The organism is Streptomyces sp. Ru71 (assembly GCF_002920535.1).
Taxonomy (GTDB): domain Bacteria; phylum Actinomycetota; class Actinomycetes; order Streptomycetales; family Streptomycetaceae; genus Streptomyces.
In genome coordinates this window covers 113,115-133,787 of the sequence record NZ_PQSS01000010.1, presented here as the reverse complement: position 1 = coordinate 133,787, position 20,673 = coordinate 113,115, and the positions used below count along the sequence as shown (strand labels likewise).

19 protein-coding genes are annotated in these 20,673 nt (G+C 71.7%); 9 read left to right on the top strand and 10 right to left on the bottom strand.

The features are described 5' to 3' along the window. The first annotated feature begins 215 nt into the window (after nucleotides 1–215). Nucleotides 216–545 carry a transcriptional regulator WblA gene (wblA, locus tag C3489_RS09250; RefSeq protein WP_181139590.1) on the top strand — a complete coding sequence of 110 codons (330 nt, stop codon included), beginning with the start codon at nucleotides 216–218 and terminating at the stop codon, nucleotides 543–545. Nucleotides 546–869: 324 nt separating this feature from the next. Here wblA and C3489_RS09245 read toward each other — a convergent pair whose 3' ends face one another. Both C3489_RS09245 and C3489_RS09240 read right to left on the bottom strand, forming a co-directional pair. After that, a complete protein-coding gene (locus C3489_RS09245; RefSeq protein ID WP_103781271.1) occupies nucleotides 870–2,282 on the bottom strand; it encodes an ArsA family ATPase in 1,413 nt (470 codons plus the stop codon). After that, the gene (locus C3489_RS09240; protein WP_103781270.1) at nucleotides 2,279–3,256 is read right to left on the bottom strand and encodes an ArsA-related P-loop ATPase; all 978 of its coding nucleotides are present in this window, start codon (nucleotides 3,254–3,256) and stop codon (nucleotides 2,279–2,281) included. Before C3489_RS09240 ends, C3489_RS09245 begins: the two co-directional genes overlap by 4 nt. Nucleotides 3,257–3,362: 106 nt before the next feature. Between C3489_RS09240 and C3489_RS09235 the strand changes: the two genes are divergently transcribed. The 4 genes from C3489_RS09235 to C3489_RS09220 are packed head-to-tail and all read left to right on the top strand — an operon-like array spanning nucleotide 3,363 to nucleotide 5,750. Further along, a complete protein-coding gene (locus C3489_RS09235) occupies nucleotides 3,363–3,524 on the top strand; it encodes a DUF4177 domain-containing protein (RefSeq protein ID WP_003975360.1) in 162 nt (53 codons plus the stop codon). Next, nucleotides 3,521–3,985, top strand: coding sequence for a RidA family protein (locus C3489_RS09230; RefSeq protein WP_103781269.1), 465 nt, complete (start codon nucleotides 3,521–3,523; stop codon nucleotides 3,983–3,985). The genes C3489_RS09235 and C3489_RS09230 overlap by 4 nt, the downstream gene beginning before the upstream one ends. A 56-nt stretch (nucleotides 3,986–4,041) precedes the next feature. Continuing rightward, entirely contained in the window at nucleotides 4,042–4,917 is an 876-nt protein-coding gene (locus tag C3489_RS09225; protein WP_103781268.1) for an NUDIX domain-containing protein, read from the top strand. Nucleotides 4,918–4,919: 2 nt separating this feature from the next. Next, nucleotides 4,920–5,750, top strand: a complete 831-nt coding sequence (locus C3489_RS09220; RefSeq protein WP_103781267.1) for an MBL fold metallo-hydrolase — start codon at nucleotides 4,920–4,922, stop codon at nucleotides 5,748–5,750. A gap of 28 nt (nucleotides 5,751–5,778) precedes the next feature. On the opposite strand, the gene C3489_RS09215 is transcribed toward C3489_RS09220, so the two are convergent. Continuing rightward, nucleotides 5,779–6,591: a nucleotidyltransferase domain-containing protein gene (locus tag C3489_RS09215; RefSeq protein ID WP_103781266.1), complete on the bottom strand. Its 813-nt coding sequence runs from the start codon at nucleotides 6,589–6,591 to the stop codon at nucleotides 5,779–5,781. A 142-nt stretch (nucleotides 6,592–6,733) separates the two neighbouring features. After that, entirely contained in the window at nucleotides 6,734–7,408 is a 675-nt protein-coding gene (locus C3489_RS09210) for a Crp/Fnr family transcriptional regulator (protein WP_103781265.1), read from the bottom strand. 363 nt (nucleotides 7,409–7,771) lie between these two features. Between C3489_RS09210 and nth the strand changes: the two genes are divergently transcribed. From nth to C3489_RS09195, 3 genes are all read left to right on the top strand, one after another. Further along, entirely contained in the window at nucleotides 7,772–8,875 is a 1,104-nt protein-coding gene (nth, locus tag C3489_RS09205; protein ID WP_103781264.1) for an endonuclease III, read from the top strand. A 74-nt stretch (nucleotides 8,876–8,949) separates the two neighbouring features. Continuing rightward, nucleotides 8,950–9,645, top strand: a complete 696-nt coding sequence (locus C3489_RS09200) for a CoA pyrophosphatase (RefSeq protein ID WP_103781290.1) — start codon at nucleotides 8,950–8,952, stop codon at nucleotides 9,643–9,645. Between the two features lie 13 nt (nucleotides 9,646–9,658). Continuing rightward, nucleotides 9,659–10,858, top strand: a complete 1,200-nt coding sequence (locus C3489_RS09195; RefSeq protein ID WP_103781263.1) for a MarP family serine protease — start codon at nucleotides 9,659–9,661, stop codon at nucleotides 10,856–10,858. An 82-nt stretch (nucleotides 10,859–10,940) separates the two neighbouring features. Here the strand turns inward: C3489_RS09195 and C3489_RS39225 are convergent, their stop codons facing one another. The 6 genes from C3489_RS39225 to C3489_RS09165 form a co-directional block, all read right to left on the bottom strand. After that, entirely contained in the window at nucleotides 10,941–11,123 is a 183-nt protein-coding gene (locus C3489_RS39225) for a hypothetical protein (RefSeq protein ID WP_103781262.1), read from the bottom strand. 127 nt (nucleotides 11,124–11,250) lie between these two features. Further along, nucleotides 11,251–12,210, bottom strand: coding sequence for an alpha/beta fold hydrolase (locus C3489_RS09185; protein ID WP_103781261.1), 960 nt, complete (start codon nucleotides 12,208–12,210; stop codon nucleotides 11,251–11,253). Continuing rightward, nucleotides 12,207–12,722: a phage holin family protein gene (locus C3489_RS09180; protein WP_103781260.1), complete on the bottom strand. Its 516-nt coding sequence runs from the start codon at nucleotides 12,720–12,722 to the stop codon at nucleotides 12,207–12,209. Before C3489_RS09180 ends, C3489_RS09185 begins: the two co-directional genes overlap by 4 nt. 234 nt (nucleotides 12,723–12,956) lie before the next feature. Next, nucleotides 12,957–14,399 (bottom strand): Na+/H+ antiporter NhaA, encoded by a 1,443-nt coding sequence (gene nhaA / locus C3489_RS09175; RefSeq protein WP_103781259.1) that lies wholly within the window; start codon nucleotides 14,397–14,399, stop codon nucleotides 12,957–12,959. Between the two features lie 229 nt (nucleotides 14,400–14,628). Then, nucleotides 14,629–16,584, bottom strand: coding sequence for an acetate--CoA ligase (gene acs, locus C3489_RS09170; RefSeq protein WP_103781258.1), 1,956 nt, complete (start codon nucleotides 16,582–16,584; stop codon nucleotides 14,629–14,631). A 103-nt stretch (nucleotides 16,585–16,687) separates the two neighbouring features. Continuing rightward, the gene (locus C3489_RS09165) at nucleotides 16,688–19,018 is read right to left on the bottom strand and encodes a bifunctional SulP family inorganic anion transporter/carbonic anhydrase (protein WP_103781257.1); all 2,331 of its coding nucleotides are present in this window, start codon (nucleotides 19,016–19,018) and stop codon (nucleotides 16,688–16,690) included. A 334-nt stretch (nucleotides 19,019–19,352) separates the two neighbouring features. Here C3489_RS09165 and C3489_RS09160 point away from each other — a divergent pair, with 334 nt between their 5' ends. Further along, nucleotides 19,353–20,633, top strand: a complete 1,281-nt coding sequence (locus C3489_RS09160) for a hypothetical protein (RefSeq protein ID WP_103781256.1) — start codon at nucleotides 19,353–19,355, stop codon at nucleotides 20,631–20,633. Nucleotides 20,634–20,673 lie beyond the last annotated feature (40 nt).

Below are 20,673 nucleotides of genomic sequence, written 5' to 3'. Positions count from 1 at the left end.
CGGAACTGCCCCGGTTTGCCGGGAGAGTCGCGTATGTCGCCAGCTCACTCCCCCGGGTGATCTGCCGCTTCCCCATAGTCCGTTCGGGCCATTCAAGATTGGGCCCGCTGGGGGTGTTGCGCTGTGCCCACCTTCCGTAACGTCCTCAACTGGCGGCGGTGAATATGCCGCTGCCGCCGTGGGGGAGCCTCGATTCGGGAGAGGACGGCGCCGGTATGGGCTGGGTAACCGACTGGAGTGCGCAGGCGGCCTGCCGCACTACCGATCCGGATGAACTGTTCGTTCAGGGAGCAGCGCAGAACAGGGCCAAGGCGGTGTGCACCGGATGCCCGGTACGCACCGAATGCCTGGCCGACGCGCTCGACAACCGCGTCGAGTTCGGCGTGTGGGGAGGCATGACGGAACGGGAACGCCGCGCTCTGCTGCGCAGGCGGCCGACCGTCACCTCCTGGCGCCGGCTCCTGGAGACCGCACGCACGGAGTACGAGCGCGGCGCGGGCATCGTGCCCCTCGACGACGAGCAGGTGTACGCCGCGGTGAGCTGACGGCGCGCAGGAAGACGCCGGTATCGCTCGCGTTCAGGTGTACGGCAGTGTGCACCGACGTCGAGCGGTAGGTCTCTCTGCGACGACGACCATGCCCCCGGCACGCCGCGCTGACAGGCGGCGACGCCGCTCGGGCAGACGTGCCCGGGCAGCCCCGGTTACACACGCACGCCGAAGCGGCACGCGACAGCACTGCGCACGTCGAGGCCGCTGCAACTAGCACTGCGCACGCCGAGGCGGCACGCGACAGCACCGCGCACGCCGAAGCGGCACGCAAGAGCACCGCGCACGCCGAGGCAGCGCGCCGGCACGCCGAGGCAGCCCCTACGGCAGTTCCGGCCGGTTGGCCGCGAGCCGGTCGCCGATGTCCCGCAGTCCCGCGAGGTCGTGCACATCGCCGGGCAGTGCGGCCACTTCGGCCACCGCGACCTCGGGGTGGAGCGCGGTGAAGCGGTCCCGCGTGCGCTGCTCCCGGGAGAGCAGCTGCATCCGCTCGGCATGCAGCCTCAGCAGGCCGGCGGTGAGCCGATCGACGTTCTGGTCGCCTTCTTCGGCGGGCCGGGGAGCCTCGTCGGGCCGGAAGGCGGGTGGATCCTCGGGGCGATCGGGCCGCTCGGGAGCCTGTGGCCGTTCTGTTCCTGAACTTCCGTACGTGTCGGGAGAGTTACGAAGTCCAGCTTTCCCGGCCTCCTGATCCACAATGCCGCCTTCCTCAAGATTTTCGGCGGCGGCGAGGGCCCGTTCGGCCGACAGCTGGGCCGCGCCGCTGCCGTGGACGCGGTTGAGCACCAGCCCGGCCAGCGGCATCTTCTCCGCCGCCAGCCGCTGCACGAAGTACGCGGCCTCGCGCAGCGCGTCCCGCTCCGGAGCGGCCACCACCAGGAAGGCCGTACCGGGCGCCTGCAGCAGCTTGTACGTCGCGTCGGCGCGCGTGCGGAACCCGCCGAACGTCGTGTCCATCGCGGCCACGAACGTCTGGACGTCCTTCAGCAGCTGACCGCCGAGCAGCTTGCCGAGCGTGCCCGTCATCATCGACATGCCGACGTTGAGGAAGGCCATCCCGGCCCGGCCGCCCAGCTTCGCCGGCGCCGTCAGCAGCCGGATCAGCCGGCCGTCCAGGAACGAGCCCAGCCGCTTGGGCGCGTCCAGGAAGTCCAGCGCGGAGCGGGACGGCGGTGTGTCCACCACGATCAGGTCCCACTCGTCCCGGGCCCGCAGCTGGCCCAGCTTCTCCATCGCCATGTACTCCTGCGTGCCCGCGAAGCCCGCCGAGAGCGACTGGTAGAAGGGGTTGTTCAGGATGACGGCGGCCCGCTCGCCGTCCGCGTGCGCCTCGACGATCTCGTCGAAAGTGCGCTTCATGTCCAGCATCATCGCGTGCAGCTCGCCGCCGGCGGAGTCCTCGATGCCCTTCACCCGCCGCGGGACGTTGTCGAGCGAGTCGATGCCCATGGACTGCGCGAGCCGCTTGGCGGGGTCGATGGTGAGCACGACCACCTTGCGCCCGCGCTCGGCGGCCCGCAGGCCGAGCGCCGCCGCGGTGGTCGTCTTGCCGACTCCGCCCGATCCGCAGCACACCACGATGCGGGTCTTCGGGTCGTCGAGGATCGGATCGACGTCGAGCACGCGCGCGTGGGAGAGCCCCCGGGCCCCCTCCGGGGCGCGAGACCCTTCCGAGGCGCGGGCCCCCTCCGAGGCGCGAGCCCCCTCCGGGGCGTGGGTCGGGTCCGGACTCATGCGATCCCCTGCCTCCGCAGCTCGTGGGAGAGTTCGTACAGGCCCGCCAGGTCCATGCCCTCGGCGAGCAGCGGCAGTTCGTGCAGCGGCAGCCCCAGCTCGCCGAGCGTGGCCCGCTGCTCCTGCTCCAGCGCGTGCCGCTCGGCGTACTCCTCGGCCTGCTCCAGCAGCGGCACCACCAGCCGCTCGGCGTGCCCGCCGCGCCGCGCCCCGCCGAGCCCGGCCGCCGACAGCGACTGCGCGAGCGCCGTGCGCGGTGTGGTCCGTACGAGGTCCAGTTCCTCGGCGTCCAGCAGCTCGGGCCGCACCATGTTCACGATGATCCGGCCCACCGGCAGCCGTGCCGCCCGCAGCTCGGCGATGCCGTCCGCGGTTTCCTGGACCGGCATCTCCTCCAGCAGCGTCACCAGGTGCACGGCCGTCTCGGGCGATTTCAGCACCCGCATCACGGCCTGCGCCTGATTGTGTATCGGGCCGATCTTCGCCAGCCCGGCGACCTCGTCGTTGACGTTCAGGAACCGGGTGATGCGTCCGGTCGGCGGCGCGTCCATCACGACATAGTCGTAGACGAACCGTCCCGACTTGTCCTTTCTGCGCACCGCCTCGCACGCCTTGCCGGTCAGCAGTACGTCCCTGAGACCGGGCGCGATGGTGGTGGCGAAGTCGATCGCGCCGAGCTTCTTCAGGGCCCGGCCGGCGCTGCCGAGCTTGTAGAACATCTGGAGATAGTCCAGCAGCGCCAGTTCGGGATCGATGGCGAGGGCGAACACCTCCCCGCCCCCTGGCGCGACGGCGATCTTGCGTTCCTCATAGGGCAACGCCTCCGTCTCGAAGAGCTGCGCGATGCCCTGCCGGCCCTCGACCTCGACGAGAAGCGTCCGCTTCCCCTCCGTCGCGAGGGCCAGCGCGAGGGCGGCGGCGACCGTCGTCTTTCCGGTCCCGCCCTTGCCGCTGACGACCTGGAGCCTGCTCACGTCTTCGAGCGTAACCAGTCCGTGCCTCACTCAAGCGGCAGCCTGTGGACAACACCGTCCCGGTCGGCCGACAGCCCGGCCGTGGACAGCGGCTACAGTCGCCCCCATGACCAAGTGGGAATACGCAACCGTGCCGCTGCTCGTCCATGCCACGAAGCAGATTCTGGACACCTGGGGCGAGGACGGCTGGGAGCTCGTCCAGGTCGTGCCCGGCCCGAACAACCCCGAGCAGCTGGTGGCCTACCTGAAGCGGGAGAAGCAGGCATGAGCGCCGTCGAAGCGAAGCTGGCCGAGCTCGGTCTGACCCTGCCGGAGGTCGTGCCGCCGCTCGCCTCCTACCAGCCGGCCGTGCAGTCCGGGCCGTATGTGTACACCGCGGGCCAGCTGCCGATGGTCGAGGGCAAGCTGCCCGTCACCGGCAAGGTCGGCGCCGAGGTCACCCCCGAGGAGGCCAAGGACCTGGCACGCACGTGTGCGCTCAACGCCCTGGCCGCCGTGAAGTCGGTCGTGGGCGACCTGGACCGCATCGCGCGCGTGGTGAAGGTCGTCGGCTTCGTCGCCTCGGCGTCCGACTTCACCGGCCAGCCCGGCGTCGTCAACGGCGCGAGCGAGCTGCTCGGCCAGGTCCTCGGCGACAAGGGCGTGCACGCGCGCAGCGCGGTCGGCGTGGCGGTGCTGCCCCTGGACGCGCCGGTCGAGGTCGAGATCCAGGTCGAGCTGGCCCCCTGAGCCGGCCCACCCGATCGCCTCTCGAACATTCGCTCACCACGGGATAGCCTCCGCCCATGGCGAATGGGCAGTGGTTTCCCCCGGACTGGCCGGACCGCATCCGCGCTCTCGCGGACGGCACCCTCACTCCGGTCGCGCCCAAGCGCGCGGCGACCGTCATGCTGCTGAGGGACGCCGACGGCGGCCCGGCCGTCCACATGCTGCGCAGACGCGCCTCCATGGCCTTCGCCGGGGGCGCGTACGCCTACCCGGGCGGGGGCGTCGACCCGCGCGACGACGACTCCCTGGTCCGCTGGGCGGGCCCCACGCGCGCGTGGTGGGCCGATCGGCTCGGCGTGGACGACGAGGCGGCGGCCCAGGCGGTCGTGTGCGCCGCCGTCCGCGAGACGTACGAGGAGGCCGGCGTCCTGCTCGCCGGGCCGACGCCCGAGACGGTCGTCGGTGACACCACGGGCGACGACTGGGAGGCCGACCGTGCCGCCCTGGTGGCCCGTGAGCTGTCGTTCGCCGAGTTCCTGGACCGCCGGGGCCTCGTCCTGCGCTCCGACCTGCTGGGCGCCTGGACCCGCTGGATCACCCCCGCGTTCGAACAGCGACGCTACGACACCTGGTTCTTCGTCGCCGCCCTGCCCGCCGGCCAGCGCACCCGCAACGCCTCCACGGAGGCCGACCGCACGGTGTGGATCCGCCCGGCCGACGCGGCCGCCGGCTACGACAAGGGCGAGCTGCTGATGATGCCGCCCACCATCGCCACGCTGCGCCAGCTCACGCCGTACGCCACCGCGGCCGAGGCACTGGCCGCCGCGCCCGCCCGCGACATGACGCCGGTGCTGGCGAAGGCCCGGCTGGAGGACGGCGAGGTGGTGCTGACCTGGCCGGGGCACGACGAGTTCACCAAGCACATCCCGACGACTCCGACCGCTGGAGCCTGAGCATGACCGACGCCAGTACCCTCCCCGGCCAGCCGCGCGGCGCGGTCCGCACCGGGCCGGCGACCGAGCGCGCGGTCAACGTCCTCGCGCCCAACGCCTCCGCGATGACCCTGGACGGCACCAACACCTGGATCGTCTCCGAGCCGGACTCCGACCTGGCCGTCGTGATCGACCCCGGCCCGCTGCACGAGGGCCACCTGCGGGCCGTCGTCGACACCGCCGAGCGGGCCGGCAAGCGCGTCGCCCTCACCCTGCTCACGCACGGCCACCCGGACCACGCCGAGGGCGCCGCCCGGTTCGCCGAGATCACCGGCACGCGCGTGCGTGCCCTCGACCCGGCGCTGCGCCTGGGCGACGAGGGCCTGTCCGCCGGGAACGTGATCACGGTCGGCGGCCTGGAGCTGCGGGTCGTGCCCACCCCCGGGCACACCGCGGACTCCCTGTGCTTCCACCTCCCTGCCGACCGGGCGGTCCTCACCGGCGACACGATCCTCGGCCGCGGTACGACGGTCGTGGCGCACCCGGACGGCCGCCTCGGCGACTACCTGGACTCGCTGCGCCGGCTGCGCTCGCTGACCGTCGACGACGGCGTGCACACGGTCCTGCCGGGTCACGGGCCCGTCCTGGAGGACGCCCAGGGCGCCGTCGAGTACTACCTCGCCCACCGCGCCCACCGCCTCGCCCAGGTCGAGACGGCCGTCGAGGACGGCTACCGCACGCCCGCCGAGGTCGTCGCGCACGTGTACGCCGACGTCGACCGCTCCCTGTGGCCGGCGGCGGAGCTGTCGGTACGGGCCCAGCTGGACTACCTGAGCGAGCACGGGCTGATCTAGTCCGGCGCGCGGACCTACGCGCGCGGACCTACGCGCGCGTGCCCTTCGTGCCGTGCACGCGCGTGTACTCGTGCGCCAGCCAGGGGCCGAGGTCGTCGACGTACGCCCGCAGCACGGCCGGGTCGGCCACGGGGCCGTAGCCGTACCGGGCGGCCGTGCGCAGCTGCCCGGCGCGCTGGGGGTAGTAGCCCGCGAACGCCTCGGCCATCTCGTGCAGGTCGCTGGTCCAGCCCTGCCAGCGGGGCATCACCAGGGTGAACGCCGTGCGGACCAGGTGGCGGGACATGAAGCGCACGCACCGCAGGCGCTCGGCCTCCCCGGCGCCGGCGATGCGCTCCCGCCAGCCCGGCAGCAGGGCGGCGAGGTCGCCGTTGGTCTCCCGGGCGAGCCGGGAGTCGGGCCGGTAGCGGGGCAGGTGCACGGCGAGGTCGTCGCCGGTCAGCGGGGTGCACAGACAGGCCACGAACCAGGCGAGGTCGTAACGTTCGGCCTCGCTCAGCAGCCGCTCCCGGCCGTACAGCAGCGTGCCGACGCCGTCGATCTGCTCGAACCGCTCGTCCAGCACCTCGCCGAGGACCCCTACGGCGTCCCGGTCCGCGTCGGTCGGCTCGTCCCGCAGCACGACGAACAGGTCCAGGTCGCTGCGGCCCACGCGCGCGGTGCCGCGCGGGATCGACCCGTAGACGTACGCGCCGTGCAGCCGCCTCCCGAACAGGGCGGGCAGCCGCTCGCGGGCGGCCGCCACGACCGGGCGGAACGGGCGCTGCACGCGCGTGAGGGAACCCTCGCGGGTCAGGAAGCCCTGGGCGTCCAGTCCGGGACGCACGGCGATGTCGGCCATGCGCGCACTCTGCCTGCCGGCGAGCGCGCGAGCAGCCGCTTTTTCGTCGGGCGCCGGGCTGCCGGGCTTCGGCGCGGGCAGCCGCTTTCGCCCGGGGCCGTCCCGGCGTCGGCGTGAGTGCGGTCGCCGGGCCGCCCCGGTGTCAGCGCGAGCGCTTCGCGAGGCGCTCCACGTCCAGCAGGATCACGGCACGCGCCTCCAGACGCAGCCAGCCGCGCTGGGCGAAGTCGGCGAGCGCCTTGTTCACCGTCTCGCGGGACGCGCCGACGAGCTGCGCCAGCTCCTCCTGTGTGAGGTCGTGGACGACGTGGATGCCCTCCTCCGACTGCACGCCGAAGCGGCGGGACAGGTCCAGCAGGGCACGCGCGACACGGCCGGGCACGTCCGAGAAGACCAGGTCCGACATGGCGTCGTTGGTCTTGCGCAGGCGACGGGCGACGGCGCGCAGCAGCGCGGAGGCCACCTCGGGGCGGGCGTTCAGCCAGGGCTGGAGGTCGCCGTGGCCCAGGCCCAGCAGCTTGACCTCGGTCAGCGCGGTCGCCGTCGCGGTGCGGGGGCCCGGGTCGAAGAGGGACAGCTCACCGATCAGCTCTCCGGGGCCGACCACCGCGAGCATGTTCTCGCGCCCGTCGGGGGAGGTGCGGTGCAGCTTCACCTTGCCCTCGGTGACGACATACAGCCGGTCACCGGGGTCACCCTCGTGGAACAGGGAGTCGCCGCGTGCGAGGGTCACCTCCGTCATGGAGGCGCGGAGCTCCGCGGCCTGCTCGTCGTCGAGCGCCGCGAAGAGCGGGTTGCGCCGCAGAACGTCGTCCACGAGTTCTCTCCTATTCGACCTGCTCAGGGGATCTTGTTCCCCCGGTGTACCAGGGGTCCGTGGTGCCCATTTTGCCGGACGGTCCAAACAGTGTGATCTGTCACAAGGATGCCGCACACCTGTCCCGGGGTACGCGGCAGGGGGCCAATTGGGCGCCGATCTTCGCGGTCCGGGGCGGATGTCGGTGCCGGGCTTTAGGCTGGCCGGGTGTCCAAATCGCCGGTGAGAGCACAGGCCAAGGGGGCTGGGCGGGTGGTTGTACGTCGGGATTCCGCTGTGGGCGAACAGGGCTCGGGCGGTGGTGAAAATGCGACAAACGCCACACACGGGGCGGCTGGGGAGAAGGCGGCCCCCAAGAGGGGTGTGAAGAAGACGGCGACGGCGAAGAAGGCGGCGACGACGGCGAAGAAGACGGCCAAGAAGACGACGACGGCCAAGAAGGCCACCGCGAAGAAGGCGCCCGCCGAGAAGGCCCCGGCGGCGAAGAAGACGACCGCGAAGAAGACGACGACGGCGAAGAAGGCCGCCGCGAAGAAGGCCCCCGCCAAGACCGCCGCAAAGAAGCCTCCCGTCAAGAAGACCGCCGTCAAGAAGGCACCCGCCCTGAAGAAGGCCGTCGTCGCCCCCAAGAAGGCCACCGCCGCCGTCAAGGGCGTGCCCCCGGCGCAGACGATCACGGAGAAGGCCCCCTCGGGTGAGTCCCGCACCGCCCTCGTCCGCCGTGCCCGCCGGATCAACCGCGAGCTCGCCGAGGTCTACCCCTACGCGCACCCCGAGCTGGACTTCACCAACCCCTTCCAGCTCCTGGTGGCGACCGTGCTGTCCGCCCAGACCACCGATCTGAGGGTCAATCAGACGACCCCGGCGCTGTTCGCCAAGTACCCCACCCCCGAGGACCTCGCCGCGGCCAACCCCGAGGAGGTCGAGGAGATCCTGCGTCCCTGCGGTTTCTTCCGGGCCAAGACCAGGTCGGTGATAGGGCTGTCGAGGGCGCTGACCGAGGAGTTCGGCGGCGAGGTGCCCGGCCGGCTGGAGGACCTCGTCAAACTCCCCGGCGTCGGGCGCAAGACGGCGTTCGTCGTGCTGGGGAACGCCTTCGGCCGTCCGGGCATCACCGTGGACACGCACTTCCAGCGGCTGGTGCGGCGCTGGAAGTGGACCGACGAGACCGACCCGGACAAGATCGAGGCCGCGGTCGGCGCGCTGTTCCCGAAGAGCGACTGGACGGACCTGTCGCACCACGTGATCTGGCACGGCCGCCGCATCTGCCACGCCCGCAAGCCCGCCTGCGGCGCCTGCCCCATCGCCGAGCTGTGCCCGGCGTACGGCGAGGGCGAGACCGACCCGGAGAAGGCGAAGAAGCTGCTGAAGTACGAGAAGGGCGGCTTCCCCGGCCAGCGGCTCAGCCCGCCCCAGGCCTACCTGGACGCGGGCGGGAAGCCGGCGCCGCCGCTGGGGGCCGGGTGAGGCGGAGGGCGCCCGATGACGGAACGATCTCGGTGTCGCCGGTCGTTGGACTGGGCAGGACGACGGGGGTGGCGATGACGCGAGCGAGCAACACACAGGGCGGCCCGGTGACGCTGAGCAAGGACGGGCTGCCGGACTGGCTGGACCCGGTGGTCCGGGCCGCCGAGACGGTCCGGCCGCTGCAGCTCAGCAGCTTCCTGCCGCCCGAGGACGGCGGGGGCCGTCAGTCGGCCGTCCTGATCCTCTTCGGCGAGGGCGAGCGCGGTCCCGAGCTGCTGCTGATGGAGCGCGCCGGGTCGCTCAGATCGCATGCCGGGCAGCCGTCCTTCCCGGGCGGCGCCCTCGACCCCGAGGACGGCGACCCCACCGGGGACGGCCCGCTGCGGGCCGCGCTGCGCGAGGCGGAGGAGGAGACCGGGCTGGACCCGGCCGGGGTGCAGCTCTTCGGGGTGCTGCCCAAGCTGTACATCCCGGTCAGCGGCTTCGTGGTGACACCGGTGCTGGGCTGGTGGCGCGAGCCGAGCCCGGTCGGCGTGGTGGACCCGGCCGAGACCGCGCGTGTCTTCACCGTCCCCGTGGCGGATCTCACGGACCCCGCCAACCGCGCCACCGCCCTCCACCCCAGGGGCCACCGAGGCCCGGCATTCCTGGTCGAATCCGCTCTGGTGTGGGGCTTCACCGCCGGCGTGATCGACCGTCTGCTGCACTACTCCGGCTGGGAGGTCCCCTGGGACCGCGACCGTCAGGTCCCGCTCGACTGGCGCGCATGACAGGGTGTCTGACGTGAACGTGCTGGACATCCTGTTGCTGGTCGCGGCCGTCTGGTTCGCGGTGGTCGGCTACCGCCAGGGCTTCGTCGTCGGCATCCTGTCGGTGATCGGCTTCCTCGGCGGCGGTCTCGTCGCCGTGTACACGCTGCCGGTCATCTGGGACGCGCTGACCGACAACGCCGAGGTGAGCACCACCGCGGCGGTCGTCGCGATCGTCGTGGTGATCGTGTGCGCCTCGGTCGGCCAGGCCCTGACCACCCATCTCGGCAACAAGCTGCGCCGGTACATCACCTGGTCCCCGGCGCGCGCCCTGGACGCCACCGGCGGCGCGCTGGTCAACGTGGTGGCGATGCTGCTGGTGGCCTGGCTGATCGGCTCCGCGCTGGCGCAGACCACGCTGCCCACGCTGGGCCGGGAGGTCCGCGGCTCGAAGATATTGCAGGGTGTGTCCGAGGCGATGCCCGCGCAGGCGGACACCTGGTTCAAGGACTTCACCTCGGTCCTGGCGCAGAACGGCTTCCCGCAGGTGTTCAGCCCGTTCTCCAACGAGCCGATCAAGGAGGTCCAGCCGCCCGACCCGGCGCTGGTGAACAGCCCGGTCGCGGTGCGCGCCCAGCGCTCCATCGTGAAGGTGATGGGCACGGCGCAGGGCTGCGGCAAGGTGCTGGAGGGCACCGGCTTCGTCTTCGGCGACCGCCGCGTGATGACCAACGCGCACGTGGTGGGCGGCGTCGACGAGCCCACCGTGCAGATAGGCGGCGAGGGCCGCAAGTACGACGCGACGGTCGTCCTGTACGACTGGCGGCGCGACATCGCCGTACTGGACGTGCCCGACCTCGACGCGCCCGCGCTGCGGTTCTCCACGGGGGACGCCTCCAGCGGGGACGGCGCGATCGTGGCCGGCTTCCCGGAGAACGGCTCGTACGACGTGCGCGCCGCCCGGGTCCGCGGGCGGATCACGGCCAACGGCCCGGACATCTACCACCGCGGCACCGTCAGCCGTGACGTGTACTCGCTGTACGCCACAGTGCGCCAGGGCAACTCCGGCGGCCCGCTGCTCACGCCCGAGGGCAAGGTGTACGGCGTGGTCTTCGCGAAGTCCCTGGACGACGCCGACACCGGCTACGCACTCACCATGGACGAGATCAAGGACGACATCGCCAAGGGGCGCAGTGCGAACCAGCAGGTGGACAGCGACACTTGCGCCCTGTGAGGCGTGGTGTGTGCTGTGAGGCCAGGTGGTGAGGTCCCCGGTGGGCGGCGTCGTCGAGGATCTCGACGGCGGTGATGTCGCCTCAGCCGCGCGGGTGACGCAGGCGTACGGACACCCACCGGGCGCGGCGGCGCAGGATGCGCGGAATTCCCACCCGTGGGTCGTTCCCCGTCAGCTGCGGGGTGCCGCCCCGCTGGTGGGTGCTCAGGGTGCTGCCCGAGCGGCGGTTGCGTGCTACGTCACTGTAGTCGTGCGTCCAGCCCATACCCCGACGTCTGCCCCCGCCCCAAGGTCGATAACCGCCTCCCGGCCCCTCAATTGGCCTATGCGGGCGGCAATTGGCCGTTCGAGGGACAGGTGTTCAGGTCCGGATACCGGGCGCGTTCGCACGGTCACCGATCGGGTTCGGGATCCTTCAGCCAGTTGACCAGTTCGGTGGAGAACGCGACCGGGTCCTCCTCGTGCGGGAAGTGGCCGAGGCCGTCGAACAGCCGCCAGCGGTAGGGCGCTTCGACATACTCGCCGGAGCCGGCGGCGCTGCGGGTGCGCATCACCGGATCGAGCGAGCCGTGCAGATGCAGCGTCGGCACGCGCACGGGCCGCTTCATCCGCCGGTAGAACTGCACGCCGTCCGGACGGCCCAGCGAGCGCACCAGCCAGCGGTAGGGCTCCACCGAGCAGTGCGCCGTGGAGGGGATGCACATCGCGCGCTGATAGGTCTCGACCGCCTCGTCGTCGGGCAGGCGCGGCCCGGACCAGTCCCGGATCAGCCGCCCGACCAGCGCGCCGCCGTCGGCGGTGAGCTGCCGCTCGGGGATCCAGGGCCGCTGGAACCCCCAGATGTGGGAGCCGGCCCGGGACTGGCGGACGTCGCCGAGCATCGCCGAGCGCCAGCGCCGCGGGTGCGGCATGGAGGCGACGACGAGCCGGCGGACCAGCTTGGGGCGCATCACGGCCGCCGTCCAGGCGAGGTAGCCGCCCAGGTCGTGGCCGACCAGCGCGGCGTCCGGCTCGCCCAGCGAGCGGATCACGCCGGTGACGTCGAGGGCGAGGTTGGCCGGATCGTAGCCGCGCGGCGTACGGTCGCTGCCGCCGACGCCTCTGAGGTCCATCGCGACGGCCCGGTAGCCGGCGTCGGCCAGCGCGGTCAGCTGGTGCCGCCAGGTCCACCAGAACTGCGGGAAGCCGTGCACCAGCATCACCAGCGGGCCGTCGCCCAGTTCCGCGATGTGGAAGCGGGCGCCGTTGGCGGCGACGTCCCGGTGCTTCACCTTCCGCCCGCCGGGGAGGTCGATGCGTACGTCCGAGGCGGTGGGCTGCGGCTGGGCCGAGGGGGTGGCGGGGTCCGTCATGAGGACGAGCGTGCCACAGCCTCGATGGCCTCGGGCTTGCGGTCCTCCAGCGCGGGGACGACCGGACGCGGGTGCGGCTTGGCCTTCTGCAGCACGCCGGCCGTCTCCTTCATGGACGCGGCGACCTTCTGCGGGCCCTTGCTCTTCTTGGCCTTCTTGGCGAAGATCACGCCGAGCAGCGCGAGCAGGCCCGCGATCAGGACGTTCGCGGCGAAGGACAGCAGGAAGCACCAGCCGAGGTTCCAGCCGCCCCGGCCGTTGTGGCCGCCGGTCCAGGCGTGGATGCCGTAGGCCAGGGCGAAGTTCAGCATCGGCAGCGAGAACACCAGCACCGCGCCGGCCACGCTGAACGCGCCGCCGCTCACCGCGCCCTTCTTGACGTCCTGCTTGAGCTGCGCCTTCGCCAGCGCGATCTCGTCGTGCACCAGCGCCGACAACTCGGTCGTCGCGGAGGCGAACAGCTGGCCGATGCTGCGTTCGGCGCCGACCGGGCTGCCGTCGGGTGCGCTCATCGCGGTCTCCCTCTCTCGCGTTCGGGTCCGTATCCGCCTGACGTGTCCGCCGGACTGCGTCGGGTCCCGTCTTTTGTACCGTCCCGTCAGATCATGCCGGACGGTGATGCTCCTCGCCTTCCCCGCCCGCCACTTCGCCTACCGCGTGCCGCGCGACCGCCTACCCGGTGTCGTGCGGTACGGCGATGGGCAGCGCCCTTGTGCCATGCGGTACGGCGATGGGCCGCGCCCTCGTCATGCCGTACGGCGCTTCCCGGCGCCCTCGCCCTCGGCGCCCTCGCCCCCGGCGGTGCCCTCGCGCTCGGCGCCCTTCTGCTCGGCCAGGCGGCGGTGTTCCTCGGCCTTGCGCTCGAAGATCTCGGCCATGCGCAGGTGGTACGCCGGGTCGTCCTCCTCGTAGATGTCGGGGATGCCGTCGAGGTCCTCGTCACGCTCCTCCGCCTCGACCAGCCGGCGGTACTTGGCGTTCCGTATCTTGAGCAGCACGGTCGCCGCCGCCGCCGCGATCACCGAACCGGTCAGGACGGCGGCCTTCACCTCGTCCGTGAGGAGGGCGTCGCCCTCGAAGGCCAGCTCGCCGATCAGCAGCGAGACGGTGAATCCGATGCCGGCCAGGGACGCCACCGCGAAGACGTCCGCCCAGGCCAGTTCCTCGCTGAGGGAGGCCCGGGTGAAGCGGGCGGTCAGGTAGGTGCCGCCGAAGATGCCGATCGTCTTGCCGACGACCAGACCGAGGACCACGCCCAGCGTCTCCGGCTTGGTGAAGACGTCCCCGAGCGCCTGCGGTGTGATCGAGACGCCCGCGCTGAACAGAGCGAACAGCGGCACGGCGAGCCCCGCCGACAGCGGCCGCACCAGGTGCTCGATGTGCTCGGCGGGGGAGTGTTCCTCGCCGTCACGGGTGGTGCAGCGCAGCATCAGGCCCATCGCGACGCCGGCGATGGTGGCGTGGACGCCGCTGTTGTACATCAGCCCCCAGATCACCAGCGCGAGCGGCACGTACACGTACCAGCCGCGTACGCCCCGGCGCAGCAGCAGCCAGAAGACGGCGAGGCCGACGACCGCGCCGCCGAGCGCGGCGAAGTCGATCCGGTCGGTGAAGAAGACCGCGATGATCAGGATCGCGAAGAGGTCGTCGACGACGGCGAGGGTGAGCAGGAAGGCGCGCAGCGCGCTGGGCAGTGAGGTGCCGATGACGGCGAGGACGGCGAGGGCGAACGCGATGTCGGTGGCGGTGGGCACCGCCCAGCCGCCGAGCGAGCCGCCGCCGATGGCGTTGGTGACCGCGTAGACCACCGCGGGCACGGCCATGCCGCACAGCGCCGCCACGACGGGCAGTGCGGCGGCCTTCGGCTCGCGCAGGTCCCCGGCGACCAGTTCGCGCTTGAGCTCGATCCCGGCGACGAAGAAGAAGATCGCCAGCAGTCCGTCGGCGGCCCAGTGCGCCACGGACAGATGGAGGCCGAGCGCTTCGGGGCCGAAGTGGAAGTGGCTGACGCTGTGGTAGCTGTCTTGGAGCGCCGGTATGTTCGCCCAGGTGAGGGCCGCGACCGCGGCGAGCAGCAGCAGCACACCGCCCACGGTCTCGGTGCGCAGCGCGTCCGCGACGAAGGTCCGCTCCGGCAGCGACAGACGGCCGAGGACCTTGCGGGTGGCGGTGGTGCGGGGCGCGGTCACGGTGAGACCTCCGGAAGGTGGGCAGCGCGGAACACATGCCGACCAGGCTTCCCGGCGCACCGTTGTCGTTGTCGCGTCCTTGACGCTTTGCTTAGTTTACCTAACATGCGGCGGGTGCGCCCGGCGGAATCCGGTGAACTTCACGCTAGAGACAAAACAGGCGCCCGGCGCGTGCTGCGCCGGGCGCCTGTCGCCCTGTCGCCCTGTCGGCCCCGCGGGGCCTGTGGGCTCAGTCCTCGCTGGGCGCCTTCGGCAGCTTGGCCTGGATGAGGTCCATGACGGTGGAGTCGGTCAGCGTCGTCACGTCCCCGAGCTGCCGGTTCTCGGCCACGTCCCGCAGCAGCCGGCGCATGATCTTGCCCGAGCGGGTCTTGGGCAGCTCCGCCACCGGCAGGATGCGCTTGGGCTTGGCGATCGGGCCGAGCGTGGCGCCGACGTGGCTGCGCAGCTCGTCGATCAGGCCGTCGTCCTCGGAGGCCGTACCGCGCAGGATCACGAAGGCGACGATCGCCTGCCCGGTCGTCTCGTCGGTGGCGCCGACCACGGCCGCCTCGGCCACCGACGGGTGCGAGACCAGGGCGGACTCGACCTCGGTGGTGGAGATGTTGTGCCCGGAGACGAGCATGACGTCGTCCACCCGGCCCAGCAGCCAGATGTCGCCGTCGTCGTCCTTCTTCGCGCCGTCACCGGCGAAGTACTTGCCCTCGAAACGCGACCAGTAGGTGTCGATGAACCGCTGGTCGTCGCCCCAGATGGTGCGCAGCATGGACGGCCACGGCTCGGTGAGCACCAGGTAACCGCCGCCGCCGTTGGGCACCTCGTTCGCCTCGTCGTCGACGACGGTGGCGCTGATGCCGGGCAGCGGGGTCTGCGCGGAGCCGGGCTTGGCCGCGGTGACGCCGGGCAGCGGCGAGATCATCATCGCGCCGGTCTCCGTCTGCCACCAGGTGTCCACCACGGGGGTGGTGTCGGCGCCGATGTTCTTGCGGTACCAGATCCACGCCTCGGGGTTGATCGGCTCGCCCACCGAGCCCAGCACCCGCAGGCTGGACAGGTCGAACTTGGCGGGGATGTCGTCGCCCCACTTCATGAACGTCCGGATCGCCGTCGGCGCGGTGTACAGGATCGTGACCTTGTACTTCTGCACGATCTCCCAGAACCGGCCCTGGTGCGGGGTGTCCGGCGTGCCCTCGTACATCACCTGCGTCGCGCCGTTGGCCAGCGGGCCGTAGACGATGTAGGAGTGGCCGGTGACCCAGCCGACGTCGGCGGTGCACCAGTAGACGTCCGTCTCCGGCTTCAGGTCGAAGACCGCCCAGTGCGTGTACGCCGTCTGGGTGAGGTAGCCGCCGGAGGTGTGCAGGATGCCCTTCGGCTTCCCCGTCGTCCCGGACGTGTACAGGATGAACAGCGGGTGCTCGGCGTCGAACGCCTCCGGCGTGTGCTCGGCGCTCTGCCGCTCCACGACCTCGTGCCACCACACGTCCCGGCCGTCGGTCCACTCGACGTCCTGGCCGGTACGGCGTACGACGACCACGTGGTCGACGTTGTCCACGCGGCCGACCGCCTCGTCCACAGCCGGCTTGAGGGCGGACGGCTTGCCGCGCCGGTAGCCGCCGTCGGCGGTGATGACCACGCGCGCGTCGGCGTCCTGGATGCGGGTCGCGAGCGCGTCGGCCGAGAAGCCGCCGAACACCACCGAGTGGGCGGCGCCGATCCGGGCGCAGGCGAGCATCGCGATCGCCGTCTCGGGGATCATCGGCATGTAGATCGCGACCCGGTCGCCCTTGCGCACGCCCAACTCCAGCAGGGCGTTGGCCGCCTTGGAGACCTCGTCCTTGAGCTGGGCGTAGGTGATCGCGCGGCTGTCGCCGGGCTCACCCTCGAAGTGGATGGCGACCCGGTCGCCGTGGCCGGCCTCGACATGGCGGTCGACGCAGTTGTACGCGACGTTGAGCTGCCCGTCCTTGAACCACTTGGCGAACGGCGGGTTCGACCAGTCGAGCGTCTCGGTCGGCTCCTTGGCCCAGCTCAGCCGCCGGGCCTGCTCGGCCCAGAAGCCGAGCCGGTCAGCCTTGGCCTGTTCGTACGCCTCTGCCGTGACGTTGGCGTTCGCGGCCAGGTCGGCGGGCGGCGCGAAGCGACGGTCCTCCTTCAAGAGGTTGGCCAGGCTCTCGTTGCTCACGACATCTCCCTTTCTCAGGGTGTCCGTTGTGTCCCAGGCCACAGCTCATCAGACCGGAGGGTGCGATGACAAGGGCCGCCGGGGAATTGGTTTAGACCTGTTGTCACCCTGGCAGGCCGGTCGCCCGCACCCGGTCGAACAGACGGTCCTCCTCACCGGCGTCCGCTCCGTCCGCTCCGGTGAGCAGGTACGCCTGCGCCTCGCCGACGTGGAAGTACATCCCGTGCAGCTCCAGCGCCCCCTCGCGCAGGGCCCGGGCCACGGACTCGTGCGCGCGCAGGTGCTCCAGCTGCTGCACCACATTGGTCAGGCACAGCTGCTCCACCGCGTCGGCGGGCGACCGCCCGGCCAGCCTCGGCTGGGGCCGTTCGGCGTCGGCCATGCGCTCCAGGCTCGGCAGCCCGTGCCGCAGCCACCGTCTCAGCGGCGTCCGGGCTCGCCCGGGCTCGGAGCCGAGCAGCGCCTGCATGGCGCCGCAGCCGGAGTGCCCGCACACCGTGACGGACCGCACCTTCAGCACGTCCACCGCGTACTCGATCGCGGCCGCCACCGAGTCGTCCCCGCCCTCCGCGCCCGGCAGGGGCACGAGGTTGCCCACGTTGCGCACCACGAACAGGTCTCCCGGACCACTGGAGGTGATCATCGAGGTGACCAGCCGCGAGTCGGCACAGGTGAGGAACAGCTGCGACGGTCTCTGCCCCTCCCGGGCCAGCCGCGCCAGCTCACCCCGCACCAGCGGAGCGGTGTCGCGCTGGAAGGCCTCGATGCCGTGGGCCAGCTGGTACCCGCCGGGCGTGCCGGCTGCCGTCCGCGGCGGTCCGGCGAGTGCCGTACCCGCCGTCCCGGCGGGTGGCGTGCCCGGATGGGCTTCGGCGGGTGCGCCGTCCAGCCGGACGCCCTCGCGGCGGCCGGTCAGGTCGACGGTGCCGCCCTGTGCGGTGTGCGTCTTCTGCCAGTCCTGCAGGGACTCGTACGCTGCGTGGTCCATGAACGACCCGTCCAATTCCACGACGGCATGGGAGCCGTGGGGCACGAGATGCAGCACCCGGCTGAGCCGGGGCACCGCCAGGAACGTCAACTGGCCTCTGACGCGTACGTGATGGACTCCCTCCTCCTCGAAGTGCGTGACACGGGTGTGGGCGAGGCGGTTCAGGGCGACCGCGACGGCCACGGCGATCCCCATTGCCACGCCCTGCAGGACGCCGAGGAACACCACGCCCAGGGTGGTGGCGGCGTACACCACCGCTTCCCGGTGCCGGGTCACCGTGCGGATGTGGTGCAGGGACACCATCTGGACGCCGACGGCCATCACCAGGGCGGCGAGCGAGGCGAGCGGGATGAGCTCCAGCAGCGGGACCATCAGCAGCGCGGCGACCACTACGAGAACGCCGTGCAGCATCGTGGAGTTCCGGCTCACCGCACCCGCGCGCACATTCGCGGTGCTGCGCACGGCCACACCCGCGACGGGCAGCCCGCCGAGCGCGCCGGAGACGATGTTCGCGGCGCCCTGCCCGAGCAGCTCGCGGTCCAGGTCCGAGCGGTGGATCCGGGCGCCGGGTCCGGAGCGGGAGGCGACCAGCTTGTCCACGGCGACCGCGCCGAGCAGTGACTGCACGCTGCACACGAGGGTGATGGTGAGCACGGCGGCGATCAGGCCGAGCACCGGTCCCTCGGGGAGCGCCGGCAGGGCATGGCTGCGCCACGACGGCAGCTCGACCCGGGGCAGTGCGAGCCCGGCCAGGGCGGCGACCGCGGTGGCCGCGGCGACCGCGACGAGGGGCGCGGGGACCGCGCGCAGCAGGCGTCCCGTCCGGCCGGGCAGACGCGGCCAGAGCAGCAGCAGGGCCAGGGTGAGCACGCTGACGGTCACCGCGGCGGGCTGCAGGCCGGCCAACTGTGCGGGCAGGGCGCGCAGGTTGGCGAGTACGGAGCTCTGCGGGGTGCCGCCGAGGACGATGTGGAGCTGGGCGACGGCGATGGTGACGCCGATGCCGGCGAGCATGCCGTGCACGACGGCGGGGCTGACGGCGAGCGCGGAGCGTGCCACGCGCAGGCAGCCGAGGCCGAGTTGGGCCGCTCCGGCGAGGACGGTGATGGCGCAGGTGGTCCGCCAGCCGTAGCGGTGGATGAGATCCGCGGTGACGACGGTGAGCCCGGCGGCGGGGCCGCTCACCTGGAGGGCGGAGCCGCCGAGTCGGCCGGCGACGAGTCCTCCCACGGCGGCCGCGACGAGGCCGGCCTGCAGGGGCGCTCCGGTGGCGAGCGCGATGCCGAGGGACAGGGGCAGCGCGATCAGGAAGACCGCGATCGAGGCGGACACGTCGGCACCGGCGAGGCCGAAGCGGCGGCGCGGGGCGGGCGGTGGGCTGTGGGGCGGGTGGACGCGCTCGGTGCGCGTCGTGTCGCTGGTGCGGGCTGGGGTGCAGGCTGACATGTTCCCGTCTCCTCCGGGTGGCGCGGTCGCGGAACTGGTGGGGCCCCGCCGCGGGGCGGGGTCGGTCGCGGCCGTGGGTCACGGCGTACAGCGGCGGGATTACCAACAATCGGTAAATGAATCGTAATGCAGAGTAAAGGCCAGGCATGGATGTTCGGCGCAAATGGGTCAAGAAATCACCCTCTGGAGGGAAGCGGGCATTTCATCGGCTTGTCGTACTAATTCCTTCTCGGGCCCGTGCGACCTTGACGGCGCTGTCGGCTCGCCCCGGCAGCGCACCGTCAAGACGCCTTCATCGGCGTTGGCCTGAGAGAAGGAAGAAGGTGGGCGGGAGATGGCCGCCACCCAGAGGATCGCCGCAGGCGCCGTGGTCGCCGCGGCCGTTGCCGCGTCGCTGGCCGGTTGCACGATGGGAACCGGTGGTTCCGGCTCAGCGCGGGAAGGGGCCCCCGGCCCCCAGAAGAACAAGCCCGCAGCCGCTCCCAAGAGCGCGGTCAGACTGATCGGCGACGGGTCGACCGCGTACACCGGGGCCCAGCCGCACCTGCCCCGGCCCGAGCGGCTGAAGCCCGGTCAAAAGCCCCCGCAGTTCGTGGTGTTCTCCTGGGACGGCGCGGGCGAGGACAGTCAGAAGCTCTTCTCCCACTTCCGCAAGGTCGCCAAGGCCAACCACGCGACGATGACGTACTTCCTCAGCGGCGTGTACATGCTGCCGGAGGACAAGCGCGACCTGTACCGGCCACCGCAGCACTCACCGGGCCGGTCCGACATCGGCTTCAACGACAACCAGGGCATCGCCGACACCGTCAAGCAACTGCGCCTGGCCTGGCTGGAGGGCAACGAGATCGGCACCCACTTCAACGGCCACTTCTGCGGCAAGGACGGCGGGGTGGGCGAGTGGTCGGTCGAGGAGTGGAAGGACGAGATCGCCCAGGCCAAGCAGTTCGTGAAGACCTGGAAGACCAACACGGGGATGACGAAGGCGGCGCCGCTGCCCTTCGACTACGACAAGGAGCTCATCGGCGCCCGCACCCCGTGCCTCGAAGGCCAGAAGAACTTCATGAAGGCCGCCCGCGAACTGGGCTTCCGCTACGACACCAGCGGCGTCGACAACCAGGTCTGGCCCGACCGGAAGGAGGGCCTGTGGGACCTGTCGATGCAGCTGGTCCCCTTCCCCGGCCACTCCTACGAGCAGTTGACCATGGACTACAACTTCATGGTCAACCAGTCGGGCACCAACACCCAGGGCGACCCCGCCATGTACGACGCCTGGGGCGACCAGATGCGTGACGGCCTGCTCAAGGGCTTCGAGCGCGCCTACGACGGCAACCGCGCGCCGCTGATCATCGGCAACCACTTCGAGTCCTGGAACGGCGGCACCTACATGCGCGCCGTCGAGGAGGTCGTCAAGGAGGTCTGCAACAAGCCCGACGTGCGCTGCGTGTCCTTCCGGCAGCTCGTCGACTGGCTGGACGCCCAGGACCCGCAGACCCTGGCCAAGCTGCGCAGCCTGGAGGTCGGCGAGGCCCCGAAGCAGGGCTGGGCGTCCTTCCTGTCCGGCCGCCCGGCGCCGGCACCCAAGGGCGTCCCCGGGGCGCCGGCGGCCAAGCCGTAGCCATAGTCGTACCGTTCACACGGACCGTACGCGTCACAGG

What these genes read in the sequence shown, in the direction of transcription:
- C3489_RS09165 (WP_103781257.1), bottom strand. Translation starts at nt 19,018, where the DNA reads ATGTCAGCCTGCACCCCAGCCCGCACCAGCGACACGACGCGCACCGAG.
- C3489_RS09235 (WP_003975360.1), top strand. Translation starts at nt 3,363, where the DNA reads ATGACCAAGTGGGAATACGCAACCGTGCCGCTGCTCGTCCATGCCACG.
- C3489_RS09230 (WP_103781269.1), top strand. Translation starts at nt 3,521, where the DNA reads ATGAGCGCCGTCGAAGCGAAGCTGGCCGAGCTCGGTCTGACCCTGCCG.
- wblA (WP_181139590.1), top strand. Translation starts at nt 216, where the DNA reads ATGGGCTGGGTAACCGACTGGAGTGCGCAGGCGGCCTGCCGCACTACC.
- C3489_RS09200 (WP_103781290.1), top strand. Translation starts at nt 8,950, where the DNA reads ATGACGCGAGCGAGCAACACACAGGGCGGCCCGGTGACGCTGAGCAAG.
- C3489_RS09160 (WP_103781256.1), top strand. Translation starts at nt 19,353, where the DNA reads ATGGCCGCCACCCAGAGGATCGCCGCAGGCGCCGTGGTCGCCGCGGCC.
- C3489_RS09215 (WP_103781266.1), bottom strand. Translation starts at nt 6,591, where the DNA reads ATGGCCGACATCGCCGTGCGTCCCGGACTGGACGCCCAGGGCTTCCTG.
- C3489_RS09185 (WP_103781261.1), bottom strand. Translation starts at nt 12,210, where the DNA reads ATGACGGACCCCGCCACCCCCTCGGCCCAGCCGCAGCCCACCGCCTCG.
- C3489_RS39225 (WP_103781262.1), bottom strand. Translation starts at nt 11,123, where the DNA reads ATGGGCTGGACGCACGACTACAGTGACGTAGCACGCAACCGCCGCTCG.
- C3489_RS09220 (WP_103781267.1), top strand. Translation starts at nt 4,920, where the DNA reads ATGACCGACGCCAGTACCCTCCCCGGCCAGCCGCGCGGCGCGGTCCGC.
- C3489_RS09245 (WP_103781271.1), bottom strand. Translation starts at nt 2,282, where the DNA reads ATGAGTCCGGACCCGACCCACGCCCCGGAGGGGGCTCGCGCCTCGGAG.
- C3489_RS09225 (WP_103781268.1), top strand. Translation starts at nt 4,042, where the DNA reads ATGGCGAATGGGCAGTGGTTTCCCCCGGACTGGCCGGACCGCATCCGC.
- C3489_RS09180 (WP_103781260.1), bottom strand. Translation starts at nt 12,722, where the DNA reads ATGAGCGCACCCGACGGCAGCCCGGTCGGCGCCGAACGCAGCATCGGC.